Here is a 22,553-nt window from a genome sequence, read left to right on the forward strand (position 1 = left end):
GTCGCGAGGCGTCGTGATAATCCGGCGATGCACGACCTGACCCTGCTCATCACCCTTGCCGGCGGCCTGGCCTTCGCACTCGTCTTCGGGGCGCTGACGCGCCGCATCGGCTTGTCCACGCTGGTCGGCTACATGCTCGCCGGCATCGTCGTCGGGCCCTTCACGCCGGGCTTCGTCGCCGATGCGGGGCTCGCGTCGCAGCTGGCCGAGATAGGCGTGATCCTGCTGATGTTCGGCGTCGGCATGCACTTCCACCCGCAGGAGCTGCTGCGGGTGTGGAAGCTCGCGGTGCCGGGCGCCATCGGCCAGAGCATCGTCGCCGGCATCGCCGGCTGGGCGCTGGCGCGCTACTTCGGCTGGTCGCACGCGGCCGGCGCGATCTTCGGCATGGCGCTCGCGGTGGCCAGCACGGTGGTGCTGATGCGCATGCTGGTCGAGCAGAACCGGCTGGCCAGCCGCGACGGCCACGTCGCGGTGGGCTGGTTGATCGTCGAGGACCTGTTCACCGTCGGCGCGCTGGTGGTGCTGCCGCTGCTCGCGCCGTCGGCCGGCGGCGCGGCGGGGTCGCTGGGCATGGCGCTGCTGATGGCGCTGGGCAAGGTGGTGGTGTTCGCTCTGCTGGTGGGCGTGGTCGGCACGCGGGTCGTCGGGCGCCTGCTCGAGAAGGTGGCGCGCACGCAGTCGTCGGAGCTCTTCACGCTCACGGTGTTCGTCGTCGCGCTCGGGGTCGCGGTGCTGGCGGCCGAGGTGTTCCACGTGTCGGTGGCGCTCGGCGCCTTCTTCGCCGGCCTGGTGGTGGGCCAGTCGCGCTTCGGGCCGCAGGCCGCGGCCGACATGGCGCCGTTCCGCGACGTGTTCTCGGCGCTGTTCTTCGTCTCGGTCGGCATGCTGTTCAACCCCGGCTTCGTGCTGCAGCAGCCGTGGATGGTGGCGGGGGTGCTGGCGATCGTGCTGGTGGTCAAGCCGCTGATCGCGGTGCTGATCGTCACGCTGCTGCGCGAGCCGCCGCGCACCAGCGCGACAGTGGCGGTGGGCCTGGCGCAGATCGGCGAGTTCTCGTTCATCCTCGCGAGCCTGGGGCTGTCGATCGGCGTGCTGCCGCGCGAGGCGATGGATGCGCTGGTGGTGGGGGCGATCGTGTCGATCGCGGTGAACCCGCTGCTGTTCCGCTGGATCGGCAAGCGCGTCGCCGAACCGGGGCTGGCGCCGCCGCAGCCCGCCGCCGCCGAGCCGCCCTCCTCCGCCGCAGCCGTCGTGCTGTGCGGCTACGGCGCGCTGGGCAAGCGCATCGCGGCGCACTGCATCGAAGGCGGCATGGCGGTCTCGGCCATCCACCACGATCCCGACCTGGACGCGGTGCCGGGGCTGGTACTGGTCTTCGGCGACCCGACGCGCGCCGAGGTGCTCGAAGCCGCCGGCATCGCCGACGCCCGCCTGCTGGTGGCCGCCGACCTGGGGCTGCCCGACAAGATCCGGGTCTGCACGCTGGCGCGGCGGCTCAACCCGCGCATCGTGATCAGCGGCAGCGCGAACACCGATGCCGAGCGGGCCTGGCTGGAAGAGTTCGGCGCGCAGTTCGTCAGCGACGGGCGCGACGAGCAGAGCGCGCAGATGGCGCGGGCGATCAAGGCCTTGCTCTGATAATCCGACGCCATGGACATCCTGCAATTTCTCCTCGACTTCATCCTGCACGTCGACGTGCACCTCGCGAACTTCGTCGCGGCCTACGGCACCTGGGTGTATGCGCTGCTGTTCCTGATCATCTTCGTCGAGACCGGCGTGGTGGTGATGCCCTTCCTGCCGGGCGATTCGCTGCTGTTCGTGGTCGGCGCGCTGTGCGGCGCGGGCCTGATGAACCTGCCGCTGTCGATCGGGCTGCTGGTGGCCGCGGCCATCCTCGGCAACCAGAGCAACTACACGATCGGGCGCTTCTTCGGGCCGCGCGTGTTCCAGTGGGAGAACTCGCGCTTCTTCAACAAGCGCGCCTTCGAGCAGGCGCATGCGTTCTACGAGAAATACGGCGGCATCACGATCATCGCGGCGCGCTTCATGCCCTTCCTGCGCACCTTCGCGCCCTTCGTCGCCGGCGTCGCGCAGATGACGCGCAGCAAGTTCACGTTCTACGACGTGACCGGCGGCGTGCTGTGGGTCGGCGGCGTCACGCTGGCCGGCTACCTGTTCGGCAACATCCCGTGGGTCAAGGAGCACCTGGACAAGATCATCTGGGGCGCGATCCTGCTGCCGGGGTTGCTGGTGCTGTTCGGGGCGTGGAAGGCGCGGCGTACCCAGGCCGCGTGAATGCATCCCGGATTGGCATCCGGGGTCGTCACAACTGACGTTGTCTTGCCAGTGGCGGGTTCTTCGCGAAGTAGCGCCTGATCCCCGTCGTCAGCGCCTCCACCAGCCGGCCCTGGTATTCCGGGTCGCGCAGCTTGGCTTCCTCCTCCGGGTTCGAGATGAACGCGGTCTCGACCAGGATCGACGGGACGTCCGGCGCCTTCAGCACCGCGAAGCCCGCCTGCTCGACGCTGCCCTTGTGCAGCTTGCCGACCTTGCCGATCTGCCCCAGCACCTCGCCGCCGAGCTTCAGGCTGTCCTTGATCTGCGCGGTGGTGCTCATGTCGAGCATCGCGCGCAGCACCGCTGCATCCTTGGCCTTGAAGTTGACGCCGCCCACCATGTCGGCCGCGTTCTCCTTGTCGGCCATCCAGCGCGCCGCGGTGCTGCTGGCGCCATGCTGCGACAGCGCGAATACCGAGGCGCCGCGCGCCTTCGGCGTCAGGAAGGCATCGGCATGGATGGACACGAACAGGTCGGCCTGCACGCGCCTGGCCTTGCGCACGCGGTCTTGCAGCGGCACGAAGAAGTCGGCATCGCGCGTCATCATCGCGCGAAAGCCCGGCAGCGCGTTGATGCGGTCGCGCAGCTTCAGCGCCACCTGCAGCACCACGTCCTTCTCCCGCAACCCGCTCGGGCCGCTGGCACCGGGATCCTCGCCGCCATGCCCGGGATCGAGCGCGACGATGATCAGCCGGTCGATCCGGCCCTGCGTCATCGCGGGCGCCGAGGCGGCCCCGGCCTCGAGAGGGCCCTGCGCAGCGGGCGTCGATTGCGACGCCGCAGCGACCGGCGGCGCCGGCAGCGGCCGGATGTTCACGTCCGGCGGCTTGCCGATCTTGCCGATGAACTGGCCCAGCGCGTCCTGCACCTCCTGCGCCGCCCGCTGCTCGGCCTGCTCCTTGTCCTTGATCAGCGCCAGCAGCGGATCGCGCTCGTGCGTCGGGTACAGGTCGAACACCAGCCGGTGCTGGTAGGCCGCCACCGGCGCCAGCGTGAACAGCTGCGGCGCGGTGGCCTGCTTCAGGTCGATCACCAGGCGCACGATGCGCGGCTGGTTCTGGCCGACGCGCACGCCGCCGATGAACGGGTCGTCCGAGCGCACCTTGCCGACGATCTCGCGCAGCGCCGGGCTCAGCTCCAGCCCGTCGATGTCGATCACCAGCCGGTTCGGGTTCTCGGCCAGGAAATGCTTGACCGACAGCGCGCTGTCCGATTCCAGCGTCACGCGCGTGTACTCGGCCGCCGGCCAGACCCGCACCGCGACGATGCTGGCGCCGAAGGCCAGCTCGCGCACGCCCAGCAGCAGCACGACGCTGCCCAGGCCTTTCAATGCAGCGCGCCGCCTCATGACAGCAGCTCCACGCCGCGCGGCGTCTGCGCCGTCAGTTGCACGTGGCGCTCGCCTTCGCCCGGTTCATCCTCTGGTTTGTCATCTCCGAGGGCGATGTCGATGCGCAAATCGGCCAACGGCAGCAGCGCCTGCGCCTGCTCCGGCCATTCGGCGATCTTCAGCCCGGGTGCGCCGAAGACGTCGCGGAAACCGGCATCCTCGAACTCCTGCGGGTCCTTGAAGCGGTAGAAATCGAAATGCGAGATCGGCGCGCAGCCCGGCAGCGGATACTGCTCCATCACGGCGTAGGTCGGGCTCTTGATGCGCCCGGTGACGCCCAGGGCCTGCAGCAGGTGGCGCGTGAAGGTGGTCTTGCCGGCGCCCAGCGGGCCGTGCAGCTCGACGAAGGCGTCGCGCAGCGCGGGATGCGCCGCCAGCCGCTGCGCGGTGGCGGCGCAGGCGGCCTCGTCGGGCCAGTGCAGCGATCGGGTTTCTAGAATCGTCAAATGACCGAAGCTCAGCAGTTGGACGGTGACGGCCTCGTCGCGCAATTGCGCGACTGGGGCCTCGCGCTCGGATTTTCACAGATCGGCGTGGCCGATGTGGATCTGTCGTCCGCCGAACCCGGCCTGCTGGCATGGTTGCGCAACGGTTTCCATGGCGAGATGGCCTACATGGCCGCCCACGGGCTGAAGCGCGCGCGCCCGGCCGAGCTGGTGCCGGGCACCGTGCGGGTGATCACGGCGCGCATGGACTACCTGCCCCGCCGCACCGCAACCGACACGCCGGACGACTGGCAGGCCATCGAATGGCAGCGCCTGGCCGCGCCGGCCCAGGCCGCGGTGTCCCTCTATGCCCGCGGCCGCGACTACCACAAGGTGTTGCGCAACCGGCTGCAGAAGCTGGCCGACCGCCTGCAGGAAGAAGTGGGACCGCGCGGCCACCGCGTGTTCACCGACTCGGCCCCGGTGCTCGAGGTGGAGCTCGCGTCGCGCAGCGGCATCGGCTGGCGCGGCAAGCACACGCTGACGCTGCACCGCGAGGCCGGCTCGATGTTCTTCCTCGGCGAGATCTACGTCGACCTGCCGCTGCCGCTGTCGACGCCGGTCAGCGGCCACTGCGGCAGCTGCAGCGCCTGCCTGGACGTCTGCCCGACGCAGGCCATCGTCGCGCCCTACCGCATCGATGCGCGGCGCTGCATCTCGTACCTGACGATCGAGCACGCCGGCCCGATCCCCGAAGAACTGCGCCCGGCGATGGGCAACCGCATCTACGGCTGCGACGACTGCCAGCTGGTGTGCCCGTGGAACAAGTACGCGCAGCGCAGCCCGCTGCCCGATTTCGACGTGCGCGACGCGCTGGCCGCGCCGACGCTGCGCGCGCTGTGGGCCTGGAGCGAGGACGAGTTCCTGCGCCACACCGAAGGCAGCGCGATCCGCCGCATCGGCCACGCACGCTGGCGCCGCAACCTGGCGGTGGCGATCGGCAATGCGCTGCGCGACCCGGCGACGCCGCCGGCCGAACGCGAGGCGCTGGCGCAGGCCCTGCGCGACGAACGCGGGCAGGTCGACGAACTGGTGCGCGAGCACATAGACTGGGCGCTTCGCGCGTGACCCGTGGCAGTCGAACGGCACGAACATTGCTCAACCCGGTGTTGTCTTCAACGAACTGCCCCCGCATGCCTGTCCGCCGTCTGCTGTCGCTGCTGTTCCTCGCCTTCTTCGTTTCATCGGCCGCCGCCGCCCCCCGCTGCCTGAGCGATTGCACGCCGCGCATCGGCATCGTCTCGGCCTTCGGCGCCGAGGCCGACATCCTGGTCGCCAACACGCAGGGCCGGCGCACCTGGACGGTCAACGGCAACCGCTTCACCACCGGCACGCTGCGCGGCAACAAGGTCGTCATCGTGCTGAGCGGCGTCAGCATGATCAACTCGACGATGGTCACGCAGCTGATGCTCGACCATTTCCGCGTGCAGCGGCTGATCATGAGCGGCATCAGCGGCGGCGTGAACCCGGCCCACCACGTCGGCGACGTGATCGTGCCCGAGCGCTGGGCCATGCCGCTCGAGGTCTACTGGAGCCATGACGGCGCGCCGCCCGCGCCCTGCGGTGCGCCGGGCGACGTGAGCTGCCTGGGCCTCAAGTTCGCCGAGGTGAACGGCAAGATGGTGCCGCCCTTCGTCGGCGCCGCGCCCATCGGCGGCCTGTTCATGCGCCAGAACTTCGTGATGAGCAGCGCCCGCGCGCCGCAGGGCGAGTACCGTTTCGACTACGAGGCCGATCCGGCCATGCTGGCGGTGGCGCGCGCCATCGCACCGGCGCTGGCGCGCTGCGGCCCGAAGGCGTTCAAGCCGGGCGTGACCGAGCCCGACCCGAAGCTGTGCGTGGCCACGCAGCCGCGCGTCGTGGTCGGTGGGCGCGGCGTGTCGGGCACGCTGTTCCTGGCCAACCCGGCCTACCGCACCTATCTGTTCGAGCAGTTGCAGGCCGAGACCTTCGAGATGGAAACCGCGGCGCTGGCCCACGTGGCGCACGCGAACGGCGTGCCCTACATCGCCTTCCGCAGCCTGAGCGACCTGGCCGGCGCCGAGGAATTCAACGCCGACGTCGGCGCCCTCTTCCTGAGCGGCCTGGCCGAAGCCAACGAGGCCGCGGTGACGATGGACTTCCTCGAGGCCTGGGCCAAGACCGACAAGAAGAACCCTTCCCGGAGACGCAAGCCATGAAGACGAAGACGTTCGCCGCCGTGCTGCTGGCGCTGGCCGCCCCGCTGGCGTGGGCCCAGCCGGTGGCCACCCCGCGCCCGCTGAAGGTGCTGATCATCTCGATGTTCGAACCCGAGGCCGCGCCGTGGATCGCGCCGCTGAAGCTGACCGACAGCATCCCGGTGCCCGGCCTGCTGCCCGAGAGTCCGGCCTTGCGCTGCAACGCCGACGACGTGTGCCTGCTGACCGCGGGCATGGGCCATGCCAACGTCGCCGCGTCGACGATGGCGGTGACGCTGGACCCGCGCTTCGACCTGCGCCAGACGTATTTCCTGATCGCCGGCATTGCCGGCATCGACCCAGCGCGCGGCACGCTGGGCACCGCCGCGTGGGCGCGCTACCTGGTGGACTTCGGCATCGCGCACGAGCTGGATGCGCGCGAGATGCCCAAGGGCTGGGCGTCCGGCTATTTCGGCATCATGACCCGTGGCCCGGGGGAGAAGCCGAAGCTCGAGTACCACACCGAGGTGGCCCAGCTCGACGAGGCGCTGCTGCAGAAGGCGCTGGCGCTGACGAAGAACGCGCCGCTGGCCGACAGCGACGCGGCCAAGGCCTACCGCAAGCGCTACAAGCAGGCACCGGCCAACCAACCGCCCACCGTCACGCAGTGCGACACGCTGGGCGGCGACACCTGGTGGCACGGCCACAAGCTGGGCGAGCAGGCGCGCGCCTGGACGCGCGTGCTGACCGACGGCAAGGGCGTCTACTGCACCACCCAGCAGGAGGACAACGCCACCTACAACGCGCTGGCCCGTGCCGGTGCGTCCGGCAAGGTCGACATCAAGCGCCTGGCCGTGCTGCGCACCGCATCGAACTTCGACCGCCCCCATTCGGGGCAGAGCGCCTATGCGTCGCTGATGGCGTCGACCGCCGGCACGCCGGGCGGCTTCGTGCCGGCCACGCAGAACCTGTACGCCGTCGGCGGCCTGCTGGTGAACGACATCGTCAGCCACTGGGAGCAGTGGAAGCTCGGCGTGCCGGCGCCCTGACGGCCTGATGCACCGCAAGGTGGCATGGCAGTTGCTCACCGCCTTCCGATTCCCCACCCACACGGATGTATCCCATGCCCCATCAAGCGGCCCCGTTCGCGCTGAAGCGCACCTCCTTCTCGATCGGCCTGGCGCTCGCGGCGCTGGCCGCCCAGGCGCAGGACGCCGGCACCCCGCCGGTGGCCGGCGTGCTGGCCCCGGTGACCGTGACGGCCGAGCGCCGCACGGAGAATGCCAAGGACGTGCCGATGTCGATCTCGACGCTGAGCGGCGAGAAGCTGGACGTGCTCAATTCGTCCGGCGAGGACGTGCGCATGCTGTCCGGCCGCGTGCCCAGCCTGAACATCGAGTCGTCGTTCGGCCGGGCCTTCCCGCGCTTCTACATCCGCGGCTACGGCAACACCGACTTCCACCTGAACGCATCGCAGCCGGTGTCGCTGATCTATGACGACGTGGTGCAGGAGAACCCGATCCTGAAGGGTTTCCCGGTGTTCGACCTCGACCGCGTCGAGGTGCTGGCCGGCCCGCAGGGCACCTTGTTCGGCCGCAACACGCCGGCCGGCGTCGTCAAGTTCGAATCGGTCAAGCCGCAGCTGAAGAAGAACGAAGGCTACGGCAGCATCAGCTACGGCACGTTCGGCACCACCAACGTCGAGGGCGCGTGGAACGCGTCGGCGAGCCCGGATTTCGCGGCCCGCGTGTCGATCCAGTCGCAGCACCGCGACGACTGGGTCGACAACAACTACCGCCCGGCGCAGACCGACAAGCTCGAGGGCTACGACGACAACGCGATCCGCCTGCAGGCGCTGTACCAGCCGAACAGCAGCTTCAGCGCGCTCGGCAACGTGCACATGCGCGACCTGAAGGGCACGGCGCGCGTGTTCCGCGCCAACATCATCAAGCCGGGCACGAACGACCTGGTCGACGGCTTCGACGAGAAGTCGGTCACGATCGACGGCAAGAACGAGCAGACGCTGTCGAACTTCGGCACCAGCCTGCGGCTGCGCTGGGCCTTCGACACGGTGGCGCTGAACTCGATCACCGGTTTCGAGCACCTGTACACCTACAGCCGCGGCGACGTGGATGGCGGCTATGGCGCGCCGTACGCGCCGGGTGGCGCCTATGGCCCGGGCTTCATCCCGTTCTCCAGCGAGACCTCGGACGCGCTGAACGGCCACCGCCAGTACTCGCAGGAGTTCCGCCTCGAGTCGCTGGGGGCCGGCCCGCTGAAGTGGCAGGGCGGCGTGTACCTGTTCCGCGAGAGCTACCTGATCGACAGCATCAGCTACGACACCATCTTCCACGGCCCCGACACCTCGGTGCAGACGCGGCAGACCAACAATGCCTGGGCGGTGTTCGGCTCGGCCAACTACCAGTTCACGCCGCAGGCGAGCATGCGCGCCGGCCTGCGCTACACGCACGACGAGAAGCACCTGGTGACGTCGTCGGCCGACACGGCGATCGACACCAGCAACGGCACCTCGGACAACACGAAGGACTCGAAGGTCAACTGGGACTTGAGCGGCACCTACGCGCTGACGCCTGACCTGAACCTGTATGCGCGTGTCGCGACGGGCTTCCGCGCCTCCAGCCTGCAGAACGCCTCGGCCTTCGGCCCGCAATCGAAGGCCGGCCCGGAGACCAACACCTCGTACGAGGCGGGCGTCAAGGCCGACCTGCTGAACAAGCGGGCGCGCACCTCGGTCAGCGTCTTCCACTACGACGTGAAGGACCAGCAGTTGAGCGCCGTCGGCGGCTCAAAGAACGTGACCACGCTGGTCAGCGCGAAGAAGGCGCAGGGCCAGGGCGTGGAGTTCAACTTCGATGCCTTCCTGACCGACACGCTGCTGTTGACGATGAACGGCAGCTACAACATGACGAAGATCAAGGATGGCGACCTGGTGGTGGCCGGCTGCGCGCAATGCACGGTGACCGACCCGGCCGGCACGGTGGCGGGCACGTACCACATCGACGGCAACCCGCTGCCGCAGGCGCCGAAGTGGATCGGCAACGTGACGCTGCGCTACGGCATGCCGATGGCCAATGGCGGCGAGGCCTACGTCTACACCGACTGGTCGTACCGCAGCAAGATCAACTTCTTCCTCTACGAGTCGACCGAGTTCACCGGCAAGTCGCTGCTGACCGGCGGGCTGCGGCTGGGCTACATCTGGGCCAACGGCAAGTACGAGGCGGCGGTGTTCGCGCGCAACATCACCAACGAGGTGCAGGTGGTGGGGGGCATCGACTTCAACAACCTGACGGGGTTCGTGAACGAGCCGCGGACGTTTGGGGCTCAGTTCAAGGCGACGTTCTGACGAGCGGGTCTCGGTGCAGGCAAAGGCGCGGGTGGGCTGTCTGGGGAACGCCAATCAGGATGGGGCGCCGGAGCTGTGCGGTTTGATGGCCCGCGCGCGCCAGCGCGCTTCGTGATCTGACTGTCGCCGACTGTTTGACCACAGCGAGCGAAGCGAGCGGCGGGAGTTTCGGCGACGGGCCGTCAAACCGCGCAGCGGAGGGCAGTCGTCGCGCCCCCGGCGCGGCGACCGCCTCATCCGGCGAGCCCCAGACAGCCCACCCGCGCCTTTGCTCGCTCAGACCGGCAATGCCGCAAGCACCGCCAACCACACCGGAATGCTCAGCATCCCCAGCAGCGTCGACAACGTGACCAGCCCGGCCACGTAGGCCCCGTCCCCACCCATCCGCGCCGCCAGCACATACGCGCTCGACGCTGTGGGCATCGCCGCGAACAGCACGACGATGTCGCGTTGCGCGAGCGGCAGCGCCAAGGCGGCGGTCAGCCCGATCGCCACCGCCGGCAGCACCGCATGGCGGATCGTCAGGAAGGCGGCGGCCAGCCCCGGCGCGGCCCGCAAACCCGCCACGCGCAAGCCGGCCCCCACCGCCATCAGCCCCACCGGCAGCGCCGCCACGCCGATGCGCTGCAAGGTGGTCGCCACCGCCTCCGGAAACTGCAGCCCCGCCAGGTTCGCCAGCAGCCCCGCCAGCGTGCTGACGATCAGTGGGTTGCGCACGATCTCGCGTCCATACGAATGCCCGCCATGCCTGGCCAGCGGCCACACCGCCGCCACGTTGCAAAGCGGTACGCACAGCGCGATCAGCAAGGCCATCCATGCGACGCCCTGCTGCCCGCCGAGCCGCTCGGCCAGCGCCAGCGCGATGAACGAGTTGAAGCGGAAGGCCGTCTGCGCCCCCGACGCATGCAGCCGCGCATCCACCCCCGGCCAGCGCCCCAACGCGTAGGACAGCCCGATGCCCACCAGCACCGCGCCGACACCGCCGGCCGCGAGGCTCAGCGTCTGCGCCGGCTGCAGCGGGCTGCGCACGATGGAGTTGAACAGCAGCACCGGGAACAGCACGTAGTACACCAGGCGCTCGGCGGCTTCCCACACCGGACGGTCCAGCGCGGTGTAGCGGCAGATGCAGAAACCGACGACGATCAGCAGGAAGTCCGGCAGCAGCAGCAAGGCATTCGACATGCGGCCGAGTGTGCCAGCGCCAGCGCTGCGTAGTTTCCACAGCACCGGCACGGATCGGCGGGAGCAGGATGGCCGACAATGCCGGCTCGCTCTCGTGCCCCCTCTTCTTTCAACAACAGGAGACACCATGCAACGCAGAACACTGATCGCCGCCGCGGCCCTCGCGAGCGCGCTGATGGCGGCCCACGGCGCCGCGCAGGCCCAGGCCTACCCGAACAAGCCGGTGCGGCTGGTCGTGCCCTTCGCGCCGGGCGGCACCACCGACATCATCGCCCGCGTGGTGTCCGAGAAGATCAACATCGCGCTCGGTCAGACGATGATCGTCGAGAACAAGGCCGGCGGCGGCGGCTCGGTCGGCGCCAACGAGATCGCCAAGGCAACACCCGACGGCTACTCGCTCGGCGTCGCCACCGTGTCGACCACCGCGGCCAACCCGGCCATCAACCCGAAGATCAGCTACAACCCGATCACCGACTTCACGCCGATCATCAACGTCGCGGCCACGCCCAACGTGATCGCGGTGCACCCGAGCTTTCCCGCCCGCGACTTCGCCGGCTTCCTGGCCGAGCTGAAGAAGAACCCCGGCAAGTACTCGTTCAGCAGCTCGGGCACCGGCGGCATCGGCCACCTGCAGATGGAGCTGTTCAAGAGCCTGTCCAACACCTTCGTCACGCACATCCCGTACCGCGGCGCCGGCCCGGCGCTGAACGACACCATCGCCGGCCAGGTGCCGATGATCTTCGACAACCTGCCGTCGGCGCTGCCCTTCATCAAGGACGGACGGCTGATCCCGATCGTCGTCGCCGCGCCGACGCGGCTGGCCGTGCTGCCCAACGTGCCGACCTTCAAGGAGGTCGGCTTCGAAGGCGTCAACCGCATGGCCTACTACGGCATCTACGGGCCGAAGGGCCTGCCGAAGGACATCGTCGACAAGGTCAGCAGCGCGGTGAAGAAGACGCTGGAGGATCCGGCCGTCAAGAAGCGCATCGAGGAGACCGGCTCGCTGATCGTCGCCAACACGCCGGAGCAGTTCGCGGCGCAGATCGCGGCGGAGTTCGAGGTGTACAAGAAGGTCGTGGCCCAGCAGAAGCTGAAGCTGGATTGAGCGTTTCGCCTGAACTCGCCGACAGCCACGGCGCGATCGATCGCTTCATCGACGCGCTGTGGATCGAGGACGGCCTGGCGGCCAACTCGCTGGCCGCCTACCGGCGCGACCTGGCGCTGTATGCGCAGTGGCTCGCCACCACCTCGAAGAAGTCGCTCAACGACACCACCGAAAGCGACCTGCGCGCCTACGCCGTCACGCAGGTCGCCGGCAAGGCCACCAGCGCGAACCGGCGCCTCACCGTCTTCAAGCGCTATTTCAGGTGGGCCCTGCGCGAGCACCTCGTCGGCGCCGACCCGACGCTGAAGCTGCTGACCGCGCGCCAGCCGCTGCGCGTGCCGAAGACGCTCAGCGAGGCCCAGGTCGAAGCCTTGCTGAAGGCGCCCGACGTCGACACCCCGCTCGGCCTGCGCGACCGCACGATGCTGGAGCTGATGTACGCGAGCGGGCTGCGCGTCAGCGAGCTGGTCACGCTGAAGACGGTGCACCTGGCGCTGTCCGACGGCGCGTTGCGCGTCACCGGCAAGGGCTCGAAGGAGCGCATCGTGCCGTTCGGCGACGAGGCCCATGCCTGGCTGCGCCGCTACCTCGACGAGGCGCGCGCCGACATCCTGAAGGGCCAGGCGAGCGACGCGCTGTTCGTCACCGGCCGCGGCGGACCGATGACGCGGCAGATGTTCTGGCAGCTGGTCAAGAAGTACGCGCTGCAGGCCGGCATCCACGCGCCGCTGTCGCCGCACACGCTGCGGCACGCCTTCGCCACCCACCTGCTGAACCACGGCGCCGACCTGCGCGCGGTGCAGATGCTGCTGGGGCATGCCGACATCTCCACCACCACCATCTACACGCACGTGGCGCGCGAGCGCCTGAAGGCGCTGCACGCGGCCCACCACCCCCGCGGCTGACGCTACTTGACGATCACCATGTACATGCTGATGCCGGCATTGTTCAGCGGCCCGAGCGTCACCGTCCCCGCGTTCAGCCGCTTCCTGAACACGCTGAAGGCCCGCGTGGTGCCGCCCTCCGAGGTCGTCAGGTCGGTCCCGGTGTCGACCCAGCTGCTGTCCACCCACGACGGCAGCGCGCCGCGGTTGTCGAACGCCAGGTAGACGTCGGCCGCCGCGCTGAGCGCGAAGGTCGCGAGCGGCGTGCCGGTGTAGGCCTTCGACGCATTCGCGGTGCGCACCCAGCGCCCGCCCACCAGCGCGGCCGGCAGGCTGGCCACCGTGAAGGCGCGGTCGCCGTAGACTGTGTTGCCGACCTGCAGGTCGGACTGCACCGACCAGGCCGCCGAGTTCGCGCCATCGGACACCTGCAGGTTGCCGATGCCCGCCACCGGCGGCGTCGTGCCGCAACCGGTGACGCGCGCGCCGCCCCAGTCGGCGTGGTCGTAGCTCTTGCCGTCGCCCGCGTCGGTCACCACCAGCCGCAGCTGGTTCTTGCCCGCCACGCTGACCAGCGCTTTCTTGCGGATGTCGCCGCCGCGCGTCACGCCGCTGTCGTAGGCCAGCGCGCCGTCCAGCCAGACCTGGAACACCACCGAGCCCTGGGCGCCGACCTCGCCGTCGATGCCCAGGTCGGACAGGAAGCTGCCGCTGCAGCTGCCGTTCAGCGCGAACGTGATGTCCGACGGTGCATGCACACCGATCCCCTTCAGGTAGGGCACGCCGGTCAGCATCATCGTGCTGCCGTCGGCCGCGCCCTGCTCGCCGTTGCTGCGGTCGACCTCGTACAGGCCCCAGCCGTTGGCCGGCGTGCCGACCACCGGGAACTGGCTCACCGGCGTGCGCGGGATGATGTCGCGCGTCGCGCTGGCGGTGGCACCGGACGCATCGCGCACCGTCAGCGTGATGCGCAGCCACATGTTGGCCTCGCTGGCCTCGAAGTCCGGCACGGTGAACGAGCCGTTGGTCGAGCCGCTGACCGGCGTGACGAACGAGTGCGCATGCGAGTCGTGCTGGAAGTCGACCTTCCAGGTGAACGCGCTCGGCGGCAGGTTGCCGTCCTCCGGGTCGCTGCCGCTGCCCGAGTACGCGATCACGTCGCCGGTCGCGAAGCCCGAGCCGGCAGCCGGCGCGACGATGGTCGCGGTCGGCGAGCGGTTGGTGGTGACGGTCAGCGTGGCCTCGTTCGACGTGACGCTGCCCGACGCGTTCGTGACCACCGCGCGGAACTTCGCGCCGGTGTCGTTGACCGTCGTCGTCGCCAGCGTGTAGCTGCTGGCGGTGGCGCCCGCGATGTTGCTGCCGTTGCGCTGCCACTGGTAGGACGTCGCCCCGTCGGCACCGACGCTGAAGGTCGCCGCCGTGCCCACGTACACCGTGATGCTCTGCGGCTGCGCGGTGATGGCCGGCACCTGGCTGCCGGTGTAGCTGATCTTGCCGACGGTGCCGGCCCCCGGCGCCGGCGTGCCGGTGCCCTGGTTGCGCGCCAGGTAGTACAGCGCGCCGCTCGGCGACACGCCGATGTTGGTCGGGTTGCCGATGCCGCTCGCGAAGTTGTTGATGACGGTCGGCGTCGCGGTATGGAGGTATTTGATGGTGCCGTTGCAGAAGTCGGCGAAGAACAGCTGGCCGACGTAGCTGGCCGGGAAGCGCGCCGTCGCCGGGTTGTAGAACTGCGTGCCGGTGATCGAGCAACCCACCGAGTGCGAGTAGGCGTAGATCGGGTTCAGGTACGACGCGTTCGTGCCCGTGCCCTCCACCGCCGGCCAGCCGTAGTTGCCGCCGGCCTGGCCCTTGTTGATCTCTTCCCAGCTGCCCTGCCCGACGTCGCCGATCACGATGATGCCGGTGGTCGGCTGGATGTCGAGCACGAAGGGGTTGCGAAAGCCCAGCATGTAGTTCGCCTTGTAGGCGTTGGGCGTGTTGAAGAACGGGTTGTCGGACGGGATGGTGCCGTCGGCGTTGAGGCGCAGCACCTTGCCGAAGGCGCTGGCCAGGTTCTGCGAGTTCGAGGTGGCGACCGGCTGCGGGTTGTCCTCGTGGTTGCCGACCGCCACGTACAGCTTGCCGTCGGTGCCGAAGCGCATCGCGCCGCCCATGTGCCACTTGGTGGCGCTCGGGATGTCGGGCAGCTCGAAGACCACGCGCTCGCTGCCGGCCACCACGCCGTCGGCGGCTTCGGTGACGCGGATCACGCGGTTGCGCGACACGCTGCCGACCACGGTGGAGCAGTAGAAGTAGACGTAGTGGTTGCTCGCGAAGGCCGGGTCGGGCACCACGCCCAGGCAGCCGCGCTCGTTGCTCGAGTCGACGTTCGAGAAGGCGTGGAAGTTGGTCGCCAGCATCGCGTCGTTCTTGATGATGCGCACGATGCCGTWCTGCTGCACGACCAGCACGCGGCCGTCCGGCATCACTGCCATCGAGGTCGGGCTGGTCAGGCCGCTGGCGACCTGGGCGTCGACGAAGCCGGTGGGGACGCTCGCGGCCTGTGCGTGGCCCGCGAGCAGCAGGGTGGCCGCAAGCCACAGTGTTCTCAGCAGATTCATGGTGTCTCCCGTAGCCCGGATGCCAATCCGGGGTCGTCGTTCACGATTCACTTCACGATGACGGAATACATGCTCACCCCGGTGTTGCCCAGCGGCCCGAGCGTCACCATCCCGGCCGGGAAGTTCTTGCGGTACAGCACGAAGACCCGCCCCGGCGACTCGCTGTTGACGAGCTGCAGCCCCGAGCTGGCCCAGCCGTTCAGCCAGGCCGGCACCGTGGCCCGGTTGTCGACGCCGACATAGACGTCGGCCGCCTGGCTGATGCTGAAGGTCGCCAGCGTCGCGCCGGTGTAGGCACGCGACAGGTTGGCGGTGCGCACCCAGGCCGCGCCGGCCAGCGCCGGCGGCACGCTGGTGAAGGTGTAGGTGCGGTCGCCGTACTGCAGGTTGCCGGCCTGCAGGTTGGTCGCGAGCGCCCAGCCGCCGGCGTTGGCGCTGTCGTTCACGACCAGGTTGCCCAAGGCGACGCCGGCCGCGCCGTCCAGGCTGTCGTCGATCTGCAGCAGGTACGACACCAGCTGCTGGCGCTGCGCCGCGGTCAGGCTGCTGGCGGCACCATGCAGGCCGGCCGGGTTGGCGGTGGTCAGCACGTCCATCAGCGTCGCGGCCGAGCCGTCGTGCAGGTAGGGTGCGCTGTCCCACACGCCGCGCAGCGTCGGCGTGTCGATGCCGGTCAGCGGGCCGCCCAGGCGATTGCCCGACGACGGCTTGATCGTGCCGACGTCGTGCAGCACGCCGGTCGCGCTGTCGGTGAAGTCGGTGCCCGAGTGGCAGCTGCTGCACTGGCCGGCGCCCTTGAAGATCGCCTGGCCCGCCAGCCCGTCGGCCGTCAGCGTGCCGTCGGCATTGCGGTACGGGCTCGGGCCCACGGTGGCCAGCGAGCTCACATAGGCCGCCAGCGCGTCCAGCTCGGCGCTGACGCCGGCCTTCGGGTTGCCCAGCGGCTGGTTGCGCGTGCCGGTGTTGAACTGTGCATCGGTCATGAAGCCGGTGCCGCCGAACGCGTTGCGGATGTCGTGCTCGAAATCCTGGATCTCGTCGAAGTTGGCGCTCCAGTGCACGCGGCCCTGGCCGGTGCCGCGGCGGCCGTTCAGCACCGTGGTGTTGCGCAGGCCCTCGCCGCGGTCGGTGAAGTCCATCACGCGGCCGTCGTGCCCGCCGTCCTGGTGGCAGCCGGCACACGAGATGTACTTGTCGCGGTTCATGCGCCGGTCGTCGGCGTTGTAGAAGATCTGCTTGCCCTGCAGCACCTGCGCGGACAGCGGCTCGGACGCGACCACGCCGATGTCGACCAGCTTGCTCGCGACGTTGCTGGTCGCGCTCAGGATGCCGCTCACGTCGTAGACGCCGACGTTGCGCGACAGGAAGTTCTGCACGTACAGCCGGCCGTTCGGCGTCAGCAGCAGGCCGCGCGGCGCACGCCCGACGTTGACGATGCCGGTGCTGAGCTGGCGCGTGTAGGCGTCGACCACCTCGATCTGGTTGGTGCCCTGCGTCGACACGAAGGCGTAGTCGCCGTTCGGGCTGAACACCACGGCGTTCGCCATCTCGCGGTCGTTCAGGTCGATGCGGTCGGCCAGCACCTCGGCGTTGGTGTCGAGCGCGATCTGCGAGACGATGGTGCGCATCGTGCTCTCGAAGGTCAGCGCCTGGCCGTCGCGGAAGGTGCCGCGCAGCGTGTTGTCCTTCTTCGACGGGATCCAGGCGCGCTTGCCGTCGGGCTGGATCGCGATCGAGGTCAGGAAGTTCGGCACGCCGCGGCCGCTGGCCTCGGTGTCGGGGCCGGGGTCGGTGGCGAGCGCGAAGGTGCGCGTGATGCCGGTCAGGTTGGCGTTCAGCTCCAGCACCTCGCCGCGCGTGGCCGGCGAGATGTAGCGCGTGACCAGCACGCGCGCCGAGTCGGCGCTGATCGCGATGCCGCGCACCGTCGAGCCCAGCGACAGCGAGGCCTGCACCGCACCGGTGGTGGGGTGCAGCTTGACGACGCCCTGCTGGCCCGACAGCGACACGTAGGCCGCGCTGCCGGCCGGGTTGAAGACCACGCCGAAGGGCCGCGAGCCGGCGCCGAGCGCGATCGACTGCACCAGGCCGCCGGTGGCGGGGTCGAGCACGCTGATGTCGCCCGAGCCGAAGTTGGCGACCCACAACCGCCCGTCCGGCGCGAAGGCCAGCGTCTGCGGGTTGGTGCCGACGCCGATCTCCAGCGCCTTGGTGTTGTTGGCGGCGTTGATCGCGCTGACGGTGTTGCTGTCGGAGTTGACGACCCAGACGCGGTTGCGCCCGGCGTCGTAGGCGATGGTGCCGGTGGAGCGCGGCGCGGTCGCGGTGGGCGCGGTGTAGATGGTCTGGTTGGCCGAGCAGGTGCTGGTCTGCGTGCCGCTGCGCACCGACAGGATCACCGGGTAGTGGCGCGGCGCGGTGTAGGTGTGCGTGGCCGAGGGCGTGGTCGAGAAGGCGGTGCTGCTGCCGTCGCCGAAGCTCCACGAATACTGCAGGTTGCTGCCGCTGGTGGAGGCGGGCGCGAACGACTGGCTGCTGTCCACCAGTGCCGAGGTGCGCGGCGACAGCGTGCAGGCCACGCCGGCGCTGCCGGCCGTCGTGAAGCGCGACGTGAAGGCAGCGATCGCGTTGCCGTTGTCGTCCTTCATGCCGCCGGCGGGCACGACCACCTCGTAGGTGGTGCCGGGGAAGAGCGGCGCGTCGGGCGCGAAGTTCAGCACCCCCGACTGGCCGCTGTAGCGCCCGGGCAGTGCCGAGCCGCCGAGCGGGCGCACGATGAAGCTGGTGGCCGACACGGTGCGCAGGTCGATGTGCGCGGTGGTGGTCAGGCCGATGCGGCTGGTGACCGGCATGCTGGCCGCGTTGTTCTTCGGCGAGACCATGTTGACGCTGGGCGTCTGCGTCCACGGCGCCGCCTGGTGCGGCACGATGGCGCTGCCCGAGCCATGGTCGTTGCCGATCAGCACCAGGTTGCCGAACACCGTGCCGAAGTCTTCGTCGCGGCCCGAGATGTTGGAGGTGCCGGTGCCGGCGGTCGCGCCGGTGGCCAGGTCGACCTTGGCGTACTTGACCGAGAAGCCGGCGTGCGCGTAGCCGCCCTGCACCGAGACGTAGCCGCCCTTGCCGCCCTGGTCGGCGGACACCGCGGTCTGCGTGAAGACGGCCGGGTTGCTGATGTCGAACACGTGCAGCTTGTTGTCGGTGCCGGCGGTGACGATGCGTTCGCCGTTGACGATGCCGCTGTACTGGCCCGGCGTGGTCGAGCTGGAGCCGAGCAGGCGCGGGTTGACCGGGTCGCTGATGTCCAGCGTGGCCAGGCCGCTGCCGTCGGTGCTGGTCATCACCAGCAGGTTGCCGACCGCGAAGGTGGGGCCGACGCGGAAGCCGCCCCAGGTGCTGGTCGGGACCGTCTTCACGTAGGTCGGGTTGCGCGGGTCGGACGCGTTGACGATCAGCAGCCCGTTGCCCGAGCCGCCGACATAGACGTAGGGCGCCTGCCAGAACGCCCACCAGGCGCCGAGCGCGTAGTCGGACTCCTGGATGCCGGGCAGCACCAGCGAGCTCAGCTGCACCGGCGCGAGCGGGTTGCTAAAGTCCCAGAACATGATGCCGTTGATGGTCTGCATCACCGCATGCTTGCCGCCGTTGGCGAAGCCGAAGCCGTGCGGCTCGCGCAGCGCGGTGACGTCGGTCTGCGACACCTTGACCGGCGCGCGCGGGTTGGAGATGTCGTAGAACGCGAAGCCGCCGCCGGAGACGCCGGAGTCCCTGCCGAAGGGCACGAACAGGTAGCCCTCGACCATCTGCACCGTGCCCTCGCCGCGCGCGCTGCCTCCCACCGCGTTGTTGATGACGGACAGCGGCTTGAAGACCTCGGAGGCGCTGTAGGTGAGGTTGGGCAGCCCGGGGCCGGCGGCGCCCGCGGAAGCCGCGGCGCACAGCGTCGCGATCACCGGCAGTGCACGGGCGGCACGGAGGATGCGCGCAGCCCAACGCGCGCGTTGAAGGTTCTTGAACATCGTTGTCTCCATCGGTGGCCGCGCGCCGGTGGTCCGGTGCTGCGGGGGTTGCGCGGAACGTCAGTTGAATAAACGTTCTACGCAATTACTACAAAGAACATTCATTCTTATAGCAGCCGGATGGAGGGGTGTCAATCGGGAAGAGGATGGGCGGTGGAGAGCCTACGCGACCCGCTTGGGCACGGGCTGAATCAAGATCTCGCTAGATCGAGGCATCGCGAAACGCGCGAAGCACCGTGTTGATCCGGGTCTGATAGCCGGGACCTTGCGCCTTGAACCACTCGAGCACGTCCTGATCCACCCGCAGCGAGATGGAAGTCTTGGCAGGAAGAGGTTGCAGACCACGCCGGACGATGCCGCCAACGATGTGCCGAACGTCGGCCTCGGGATGCTCGTCGGAAACCTTTGCACCGCCTTCCTTCTTGAGGCGTGCCCAGTCAGTCTTGGATTGCATCGAAGTAGATTTGCGCTTCGCGGTTGGTGGCTTTGCGGAACGAGATGACTCGGATTTCATGTTCGCTCTCCGTGTGAACTACTGAAACGGGGATGCCGGCGAGAAGCCCGAGTGTGATGAAGCGCTGCTCGCTGTAGGAAAACCTGGCATCTTCGAAGCTGTACGTTGCCGCCTCGAAGACGCGTGGAACGTCAGCGAAGTCGAGGCCGTGGGCCTTCAAGTTCGTGGCGCGCTTCGTTTCGGACCATGTGAATTCCACCAACACAGTGTATATACATTTCGTATTGGCGTCAACGACGCCTCGCCTTGGTGGATTGAGGCTCGCTCAGCCGGACCGCCCCGCCCTCGCCCCCGCCCGCTTCCCCGACTCCGCCAACTGGTGCCCCGCGCTCACCACCAGCGCCTGCGACAGGCACAGCGGCGCCACCAGCGAGCGGAACGCCGTGTCCGACGCCAGCCCGAGCTCGAAGCAGACGGTGGCCGACGGCTTCAGCGGCGACAGCGCGCTGTCGGTGATCGCGATCACGCGCACGCCGCGCTCGTGCGCCGTGGCGGCCGCATCGATCACCTCCTGCGAATAGCTGTGGAAGCTGGTGACCAGCAGCACGTCGCCGCGGTCGAGGTTGCGCAAGGACTCCTTCAGCATGCCGCCCACGCCATCCAGCAAGTGCACGCGCAGGTCGAGCTGGCTCAGCGCATAGGCCAGGTAGCACGCGACCGGAAAGGCCCGCCGCTGCGCCAGCACGTGCACGCGCGCCGCCCCGCAGATCAGCTTGACGGCGGCCGTCATGTCGGCCGCCTTCACGCCCTCTTCCAGCGAGCCCAGCTCCGACACCGCCTCGGTGACGAACTGGCTCAGCAGGCCGGTGCCGCCCTTGCCCGTGGCCTTGCCCTGGCGGCGCTGCCGGTCGATGCGTTCGCGGTAGCTGCTCGAGCGCTCCACCAGGTGCTCGCGGAACACCTGCTGCATCTCGGAGAAGCCCTTGAAGTCCAGCGCGTTCGCGAAGCGGATCAGCGACGACGGCTGCACCTTGGCCGATTCGGCCACTGCCGCCACCGTGCCCAGCGCCAACTCGTTCGGCTGGTCCAGCGCGTAGCGCGCGATGCGTTGCAGCTGCTGCGGCAGCTCAGGGTAGGCCTGCTCGATGGCAGCCTTCAATTCGTCGTAGCTGGTGGCCCGGGTCATCGTCGAACAACACGCAAAAGGGACAAGGAAACGTTCATGGAACTTAACATGAACAAACGTTCTTTCGGCTCACGGCCCACCACATTCGTTCAACCCACCCCCCGGGTTGCGGTGGCCGGGCCCGCCGCGAAACGCCGTTCGCCCAGCGCGGCCCCCGCACGCCGCAAACCGAATCGCGTTTCGGCATCTGCAGGCCTTTCTCCCAGGTAGAACGGCACGCGCCGGCCGTGGCACGGCGGTTGCAAAAGAAGGGGCAAGGAGCACCGCCCCATGACGCATCCACTGGTCGACTACAGCCCGGAGACCGAGGCCCCCGAAGCCCTCGTGCCCGGTCCGCTGGCGGCAGTTGCCAGGCGCACGTCGACCTCGGCCGGCGTCTTCAACGAAGGGCAGCTGCTCGAACTCGCCGCGCAGTTGCTGGAGGCGCGCACCGCGCCCGCGCTGGCGGCCTCGCTCGATCGATTGATCGCCCGCTCGTCGCGCCAGCTCGGCACCGCCACCAGCGCGCCGCAGGCCCATGCGCTGCAGGAGGCACTGGCGCAAGCCGCCGCCCGCGTCCTGCCCTGCACCGCCTGCACGCGCGGCGGCCAGACCATCGCCGCCGCGACACGCGCCGCCGGCCTCGAACTCGAAGGCCTCAGCCCCGAGGACAAGGAGTTCGAGCTGGCCCGCAACTTCGTGCGCCTGGCCGCCGATGCCGTGCGCCACCTCGTCACCTCGCCCGCCGGCACGCCAGCGCAGCGCGCTGCGCAGGACGCGCTGGCACGCGCCGCGCGCCACCACGCCCCCGGCCTTCTTTCCTCACCCCCTCTCAACCAGGAGCCGACCATGCATGACATCGACCAAACCCGTATGGAGTACGAGAACGAGCAGTTCGAGTTCGCAGAGAACGAGTGGTCGCCGGAAACCGGCGGTGCGTTCAGCGAGGCCGAAGAGATGGAGCTTGCCGGCGAGCTTCTGTCCGTGTCCAACGAAGGCGAGCTCGACCGCTTCCTGGGCGACCTGGTCAGCCGCGCCACCAAGGCCGTCGGTTCCTTCGCACGCTCTCCCATCGGCCAGGCCGTCGGCGGCGTGCTGAAGGGCGTGGCCAAGAAGGCGCTGCCGATGGCCGGCACCGCGATCGGCACCTACTTCGGCGGGCCGCTGGGCGCCAAGATCGGCAGCGGCCTGGCCAATGCCGCCAGCAATGCGCTCGGGCTGGAAGGGGAGATGGCCGGCGAGGACCGCGAGTTCGAAGGCGCCAAGCAGTTCGTGCGCCTGGCCGCGCAGACCGCTGCGCAGGCCGCCGCCGCGCCGCCGCACGCCGACCCGCGCACGGTGGCACAACAGGYCGCCGTCGCCGCGGCCAGGCAGCTCGCACCGGGCCTGCTGTCCGCAGC

16 protein-coding genes and 1 pseudogene are annotated in these 22,553 nt (G+C 69.3%); 9 read left to right on the top strand and 8 right to left on the bottom strand.

Annotation, left to right across the window (positions count from 1 at the left end):
• The first annotated feature begins 27 nt into the window (after nt 1-27).
• Nucleotides 28-1,641 carry a cation:proton antiporter gene (locus AC1DYN_RS16280; protein WP_477961330.1) on the top strand — a complete coding sequence of 538 codons (1,614 nt, stop codon included), beginning with the start codon at nt 28-30 and terminating at the stop codon, nt 1,639-1,641.
• A gap of 12 nt (nt 1,642-1,653) precedes the next feature.
• Nucleotides 1,654-2,298, top strand: coding sequence for a DedA family protein (locus AC1DYN_RS16285; RefSeq protein WP_477961332.1), 645 nt, complete (start codon nt 1,654-1,656; stop codon nt 2,296-2,298).
• 28 nt (nt 2,299-2,326) lie between these two features.
• On the opposite strand, the gene AC1DYN_RS16290 is transcribed toward AC1DYN_RS16285, so the two are convergent.
• Together AC1DYN_RS16290 and tsaE are read right to left on the bottom strand one after the other, a co-directional pair.
• Entirely contained in the window at nt 2,327-3,688 is a 1,362-nt protein-coding gene (locus AC1DYN_RS16290; RefSeq protein WP_477961334.1) for an N-acetylmuramoyl-L-alanine amidase, read from the bottom strand.
• Nucleotides 3,685-4,176, bottom strand: coding sequence for a tRNA (adenosine(37)-N6)-threonylcarbamoyltransferase complex ATPase subunit type 1 TsaE (gene tsaE, locus AC1DYN_RS16295; RefSeq protein ID WP_477961336.1), 492 nt, complete (start codon nt 4,174-4,176; stop codon nt 3,685-3,687). Before tsaE ends, AC1DYN_RS16290 begins: the two co-directional genes overlap by 4 nt.
• Here tsaE and queG point away from each other — a divergent pair, their 5' ends adjacent.
• The 4 genes from queG (at nt 4,177) to AC1DYN_RS16315 (ending at nt 9,738) form a co-directional block, all read left to right on the top strand.
• Nucleotides 4,177-5,283: a tRNA epoxyqueuosine(34) reductase QueG gene (gene queG / locus AC1DYN_RS16300; protein WP_477961338.1), complete on the top strand. Its 1,107-nt coding sequence runs from the start codon at nt 4,177-4,179 to the stop codon at nt 5,281-5,283.
• 65 nt (nt 5,284-5,348) lie between these two features.
• Nucleotides 5,349-6,395: a 5'-methylthioadenosine/S-adenosylhomocysteine nucleosidase gene (locus AC1DYN_RS16305; protein WP_477961340.1), complete on the top strand. Its 1,047-nt coding sequence runs from the start codon at nt 5,349-5,351 to the stop codon at nt 6,393-6,395.
• Nucleotides 6,392-7,423 (top strand): purine-nucleoside phosphorylase, encoded by a 1,032-nt coding sequence (locus AC1DYN_RS16310; RefSeq protein ID WP_477961342.1) that lies wholly within the window; start codon nt 6,392-6,394, stop codon nt 7,421-7,423. Before AC1DYN_RS16305 ends, AC1DYN_RS16310 begins: the two co-directional genes overlap by 4 nt.
• A 74-nt stretch (nt 7,424-7,497) precedes the next feature.
• A complete protein-coding gene (locus AC1DYN_RS16315; RefSeq protein ID WP_477961344.1) occupies nt 7,498-9,738 on the top strand; it encodes a TonB-dependent receptor in 2,241 nt (746 codons plus the stop codon).
• 276 nt (nt 9,739-10,014) lie between these two features.
• Here the strand turns inward: AC1DYN_RS16315 and AC1DYN_RS16320 are convergent, their stop codons facing one another.
• On the bottom strand, nt 10,015-10,920 hold the full coding sequence (locus AC1DYN_RS16320) for an AEC family transporter (RefSeq protein WP_477961346.1): 906 nt from the start codon (nt 10,918-10,920) through the stop codon (nt 10,015-10,017).
• Between the two features lie 127 nt (nt 10,921-11,047).
• Between AC1DYN_RS16320 and AC1DYN_RS16325 the strand changes: the two genes are divergently transcribed.
• Both AC1DYN_RS16325 and xerD read left to right on the top strand, forming a co-directional pair.
• The gene (locus AC1DYN_RS16325; protein ID WP_477961348.1) at nt 11,048-12,025 is read left to right on the top strand and encodes a tripartite tricarboxylate transporter substrate binding protein BugE; all 978 of its coding nucleotides are present in this window, start codon (nt 11,048-11,050) and stop codon (nt 12,023-12,025) included.
• Nucleotides 12,022-12,930, top strand: coding sequence for a site-specific tyrosine recombinase XerD (gene xerD / locus AC1DYN_RS16330; RefSeq protein ID WP_477961350.1), 909 nt, complete (start codon nt 12,022-12,024; stop codon nt 12,928-12,930). Before AC1DYN_RS16325 ends, xerD begins: the two co-directional genes overlap by 4 nt.
• A 2-nt stretch (nt 12,931-12,932) precedes the next feature.
• On the opposite strand, the gene AC1DYN_RS16335 is transcribed toward xerD, so the two are convergent.
• The 5 genes from AC1DYN_RS16335 to AC1DYN_RS16355 all read right to left on the bottom strand — a co-directional run bounded on the left by AC1DYN_RS16335 (nt 12,933) and on the right by AC1DYN_RS16355 (nt 21,174).
• A complete protein-coding gene (locus tag AC1DYN_RS16335) occupies nt 12,933-15,515 on the bottom strand; it encodes a PQQ-dependent sugar dehydrogenase (RefSeq protein ID WP_477961352.1) in 2,583 nt (860 codons plus the stop codon).
• A gap of 47 nt (nt 15,516-15,562) precedes the next feature.
• Nucleotides 15,563-19,534 carry an Ig-like domain-containing protein gene (locus tag AC1DYN_RS16340; RefSeq protein WP_477961354.1) on the bottom strand — a complete coding sequence of 1,324 codons (3,972 nt, stop codon included), beginning with the start codon at nt 19,532-19,534 and terminating at the stop codon, nt 15,563-15,565.
• Nucleotides 19,535-19,736: 202 nt separating this feature from the next.
• On the bottom strand, nt 19,737-19,988 hold the full coding sequence (locus tag AC1DYN_RS16345) for a BrnA antitoxin family protein (RefSeq protein WP_477961356.1): 252 nt from the start codon (nt 19,986-19,988) through the stop codon (nt 19,737-19,739).
• Nucleotides 19,972-20,247, bottom strand: coding sequence for a BrnT family toxin (locus AC1DYN_RS16350; RefSeq protein WP_477961358.1), 276 nt, complete (start codon nt 20,245-20,247; stop codon nt 19,972-19,974). The genes AC1DYN_RS16345 and AC1DYN_RS16350 overlap by 17 nt, the downstream gene beginning before the upstream one ends.
• Nucleotides 20,248-20,313: 66 nt before the next feature.
• Complete coding sequence (locus AC1DYN_RS16355; protein ID WP_477961360.1) at nt 20,314-21,174, bottom strand: MurR/RpiR family transcriptional regulator; 861 nt, start codon at nt 21,172-21,174, stop codon at nt 20,314-20,316.
• A 270-nt stretch (nt 21,175-21,444) separates the two neighbouring features.
• Here AC1DYN_RS16355 and AC1DYN_RS16360 point away from each other — a divergent pair.
• Nucleotides 21,445-22,553, top strand: a pseudogene (locus AC1DYN_RS16360) (hypothetical protein); the annotation flags it as partial.

This window comes from Rhizobacter sp. P2_D12, assembly GCF_056404395.1.

Coding starts and splice junctions, on each gene's coding strand:
- AC1DYN_RS16320 (WP_477961346.1), bottom strand. CDS start 10,920: ATGTCGAATGCCTTGCTGCTGCTGCCGGACTTCCTGCTGATCGTCGTC.
- AC1DYN_RS16280 (WP_477961330.1), top strand. CDS start 28: ATGCACGACCTGACCCTGCTCATCACCCTTGCCGGCGGCCTGGCCTTC.
- AC1DYN_RS16285 (WP_477961332.1), top strand. CDS start 1,654: ATGGACATCCTGCAATTTCTCCTCGACTTCATCCTGCACGTCGACGTG.
- AC1DYN_RS16310 (WP_477961342.1), top strand. CDS start 6,392: ATGAAGACGAAGACGTTCGCCGCCGTGCTGCTGGCGCTGGCCGCCCCG.
- AC1DYN_RS16355 (WP_477961360.1), bottom strand. CDS start 21,174: ATGACCCGGGCCACCAGCTACGACGAATTGAAGGCTGCCATCGAGCAG.
- AC1DYN_RS16345 (WP_477961356.1), bottom strand. CDS start 19,988: ATGCAATCCAAGACTGACTGGGCACGCCTCAAGAAGGAAGGCGGTGCA.
- AC1DYN_RS16305 (WP_477961340.1), top strand. CDS start 5,349: ATGCCTGTCCGCCGTCTGCTGTCGCTGCTGTTCCTCGCCTTCTTCGTT.
- queG (WP_477961338.1), top strand. CDS start 4,177: ATGACCGAAGCTCAGCAGTTGGACGGTGACGGCCTCGTCGCGCAATTG.
- AC1DYN_RS16315 (WP_477961344.1), top strand. CDS start 7,498: ATGCCCCATCAAGCGGCCCCGTTCGCGCTGAAGCGCACCTCCTTCTCG.
- AC1DYN_RS16340 (WP_477961354.1), bottom strand. CDS start 19,534: ATGTTCAAGAACCTTCAACGCGCGCGTTGGGCTGCGCGCATCCTCCGT.
- AC1DYN_RS16290 (WP_477961334.1), bottom strand. CDS start 3,688: ATGAGGCGGCGCGCTGCATTGAAAGGCCTGGGCAGCGTCGTGCTGCTG.
- AC1DYN_RS16325 (WP_477961348.1), top strand. CDS start 11,048: ATGCAACGCAGAACACTGATCGCCGCCGCGGCCCTCGCGAGCGCGCTG.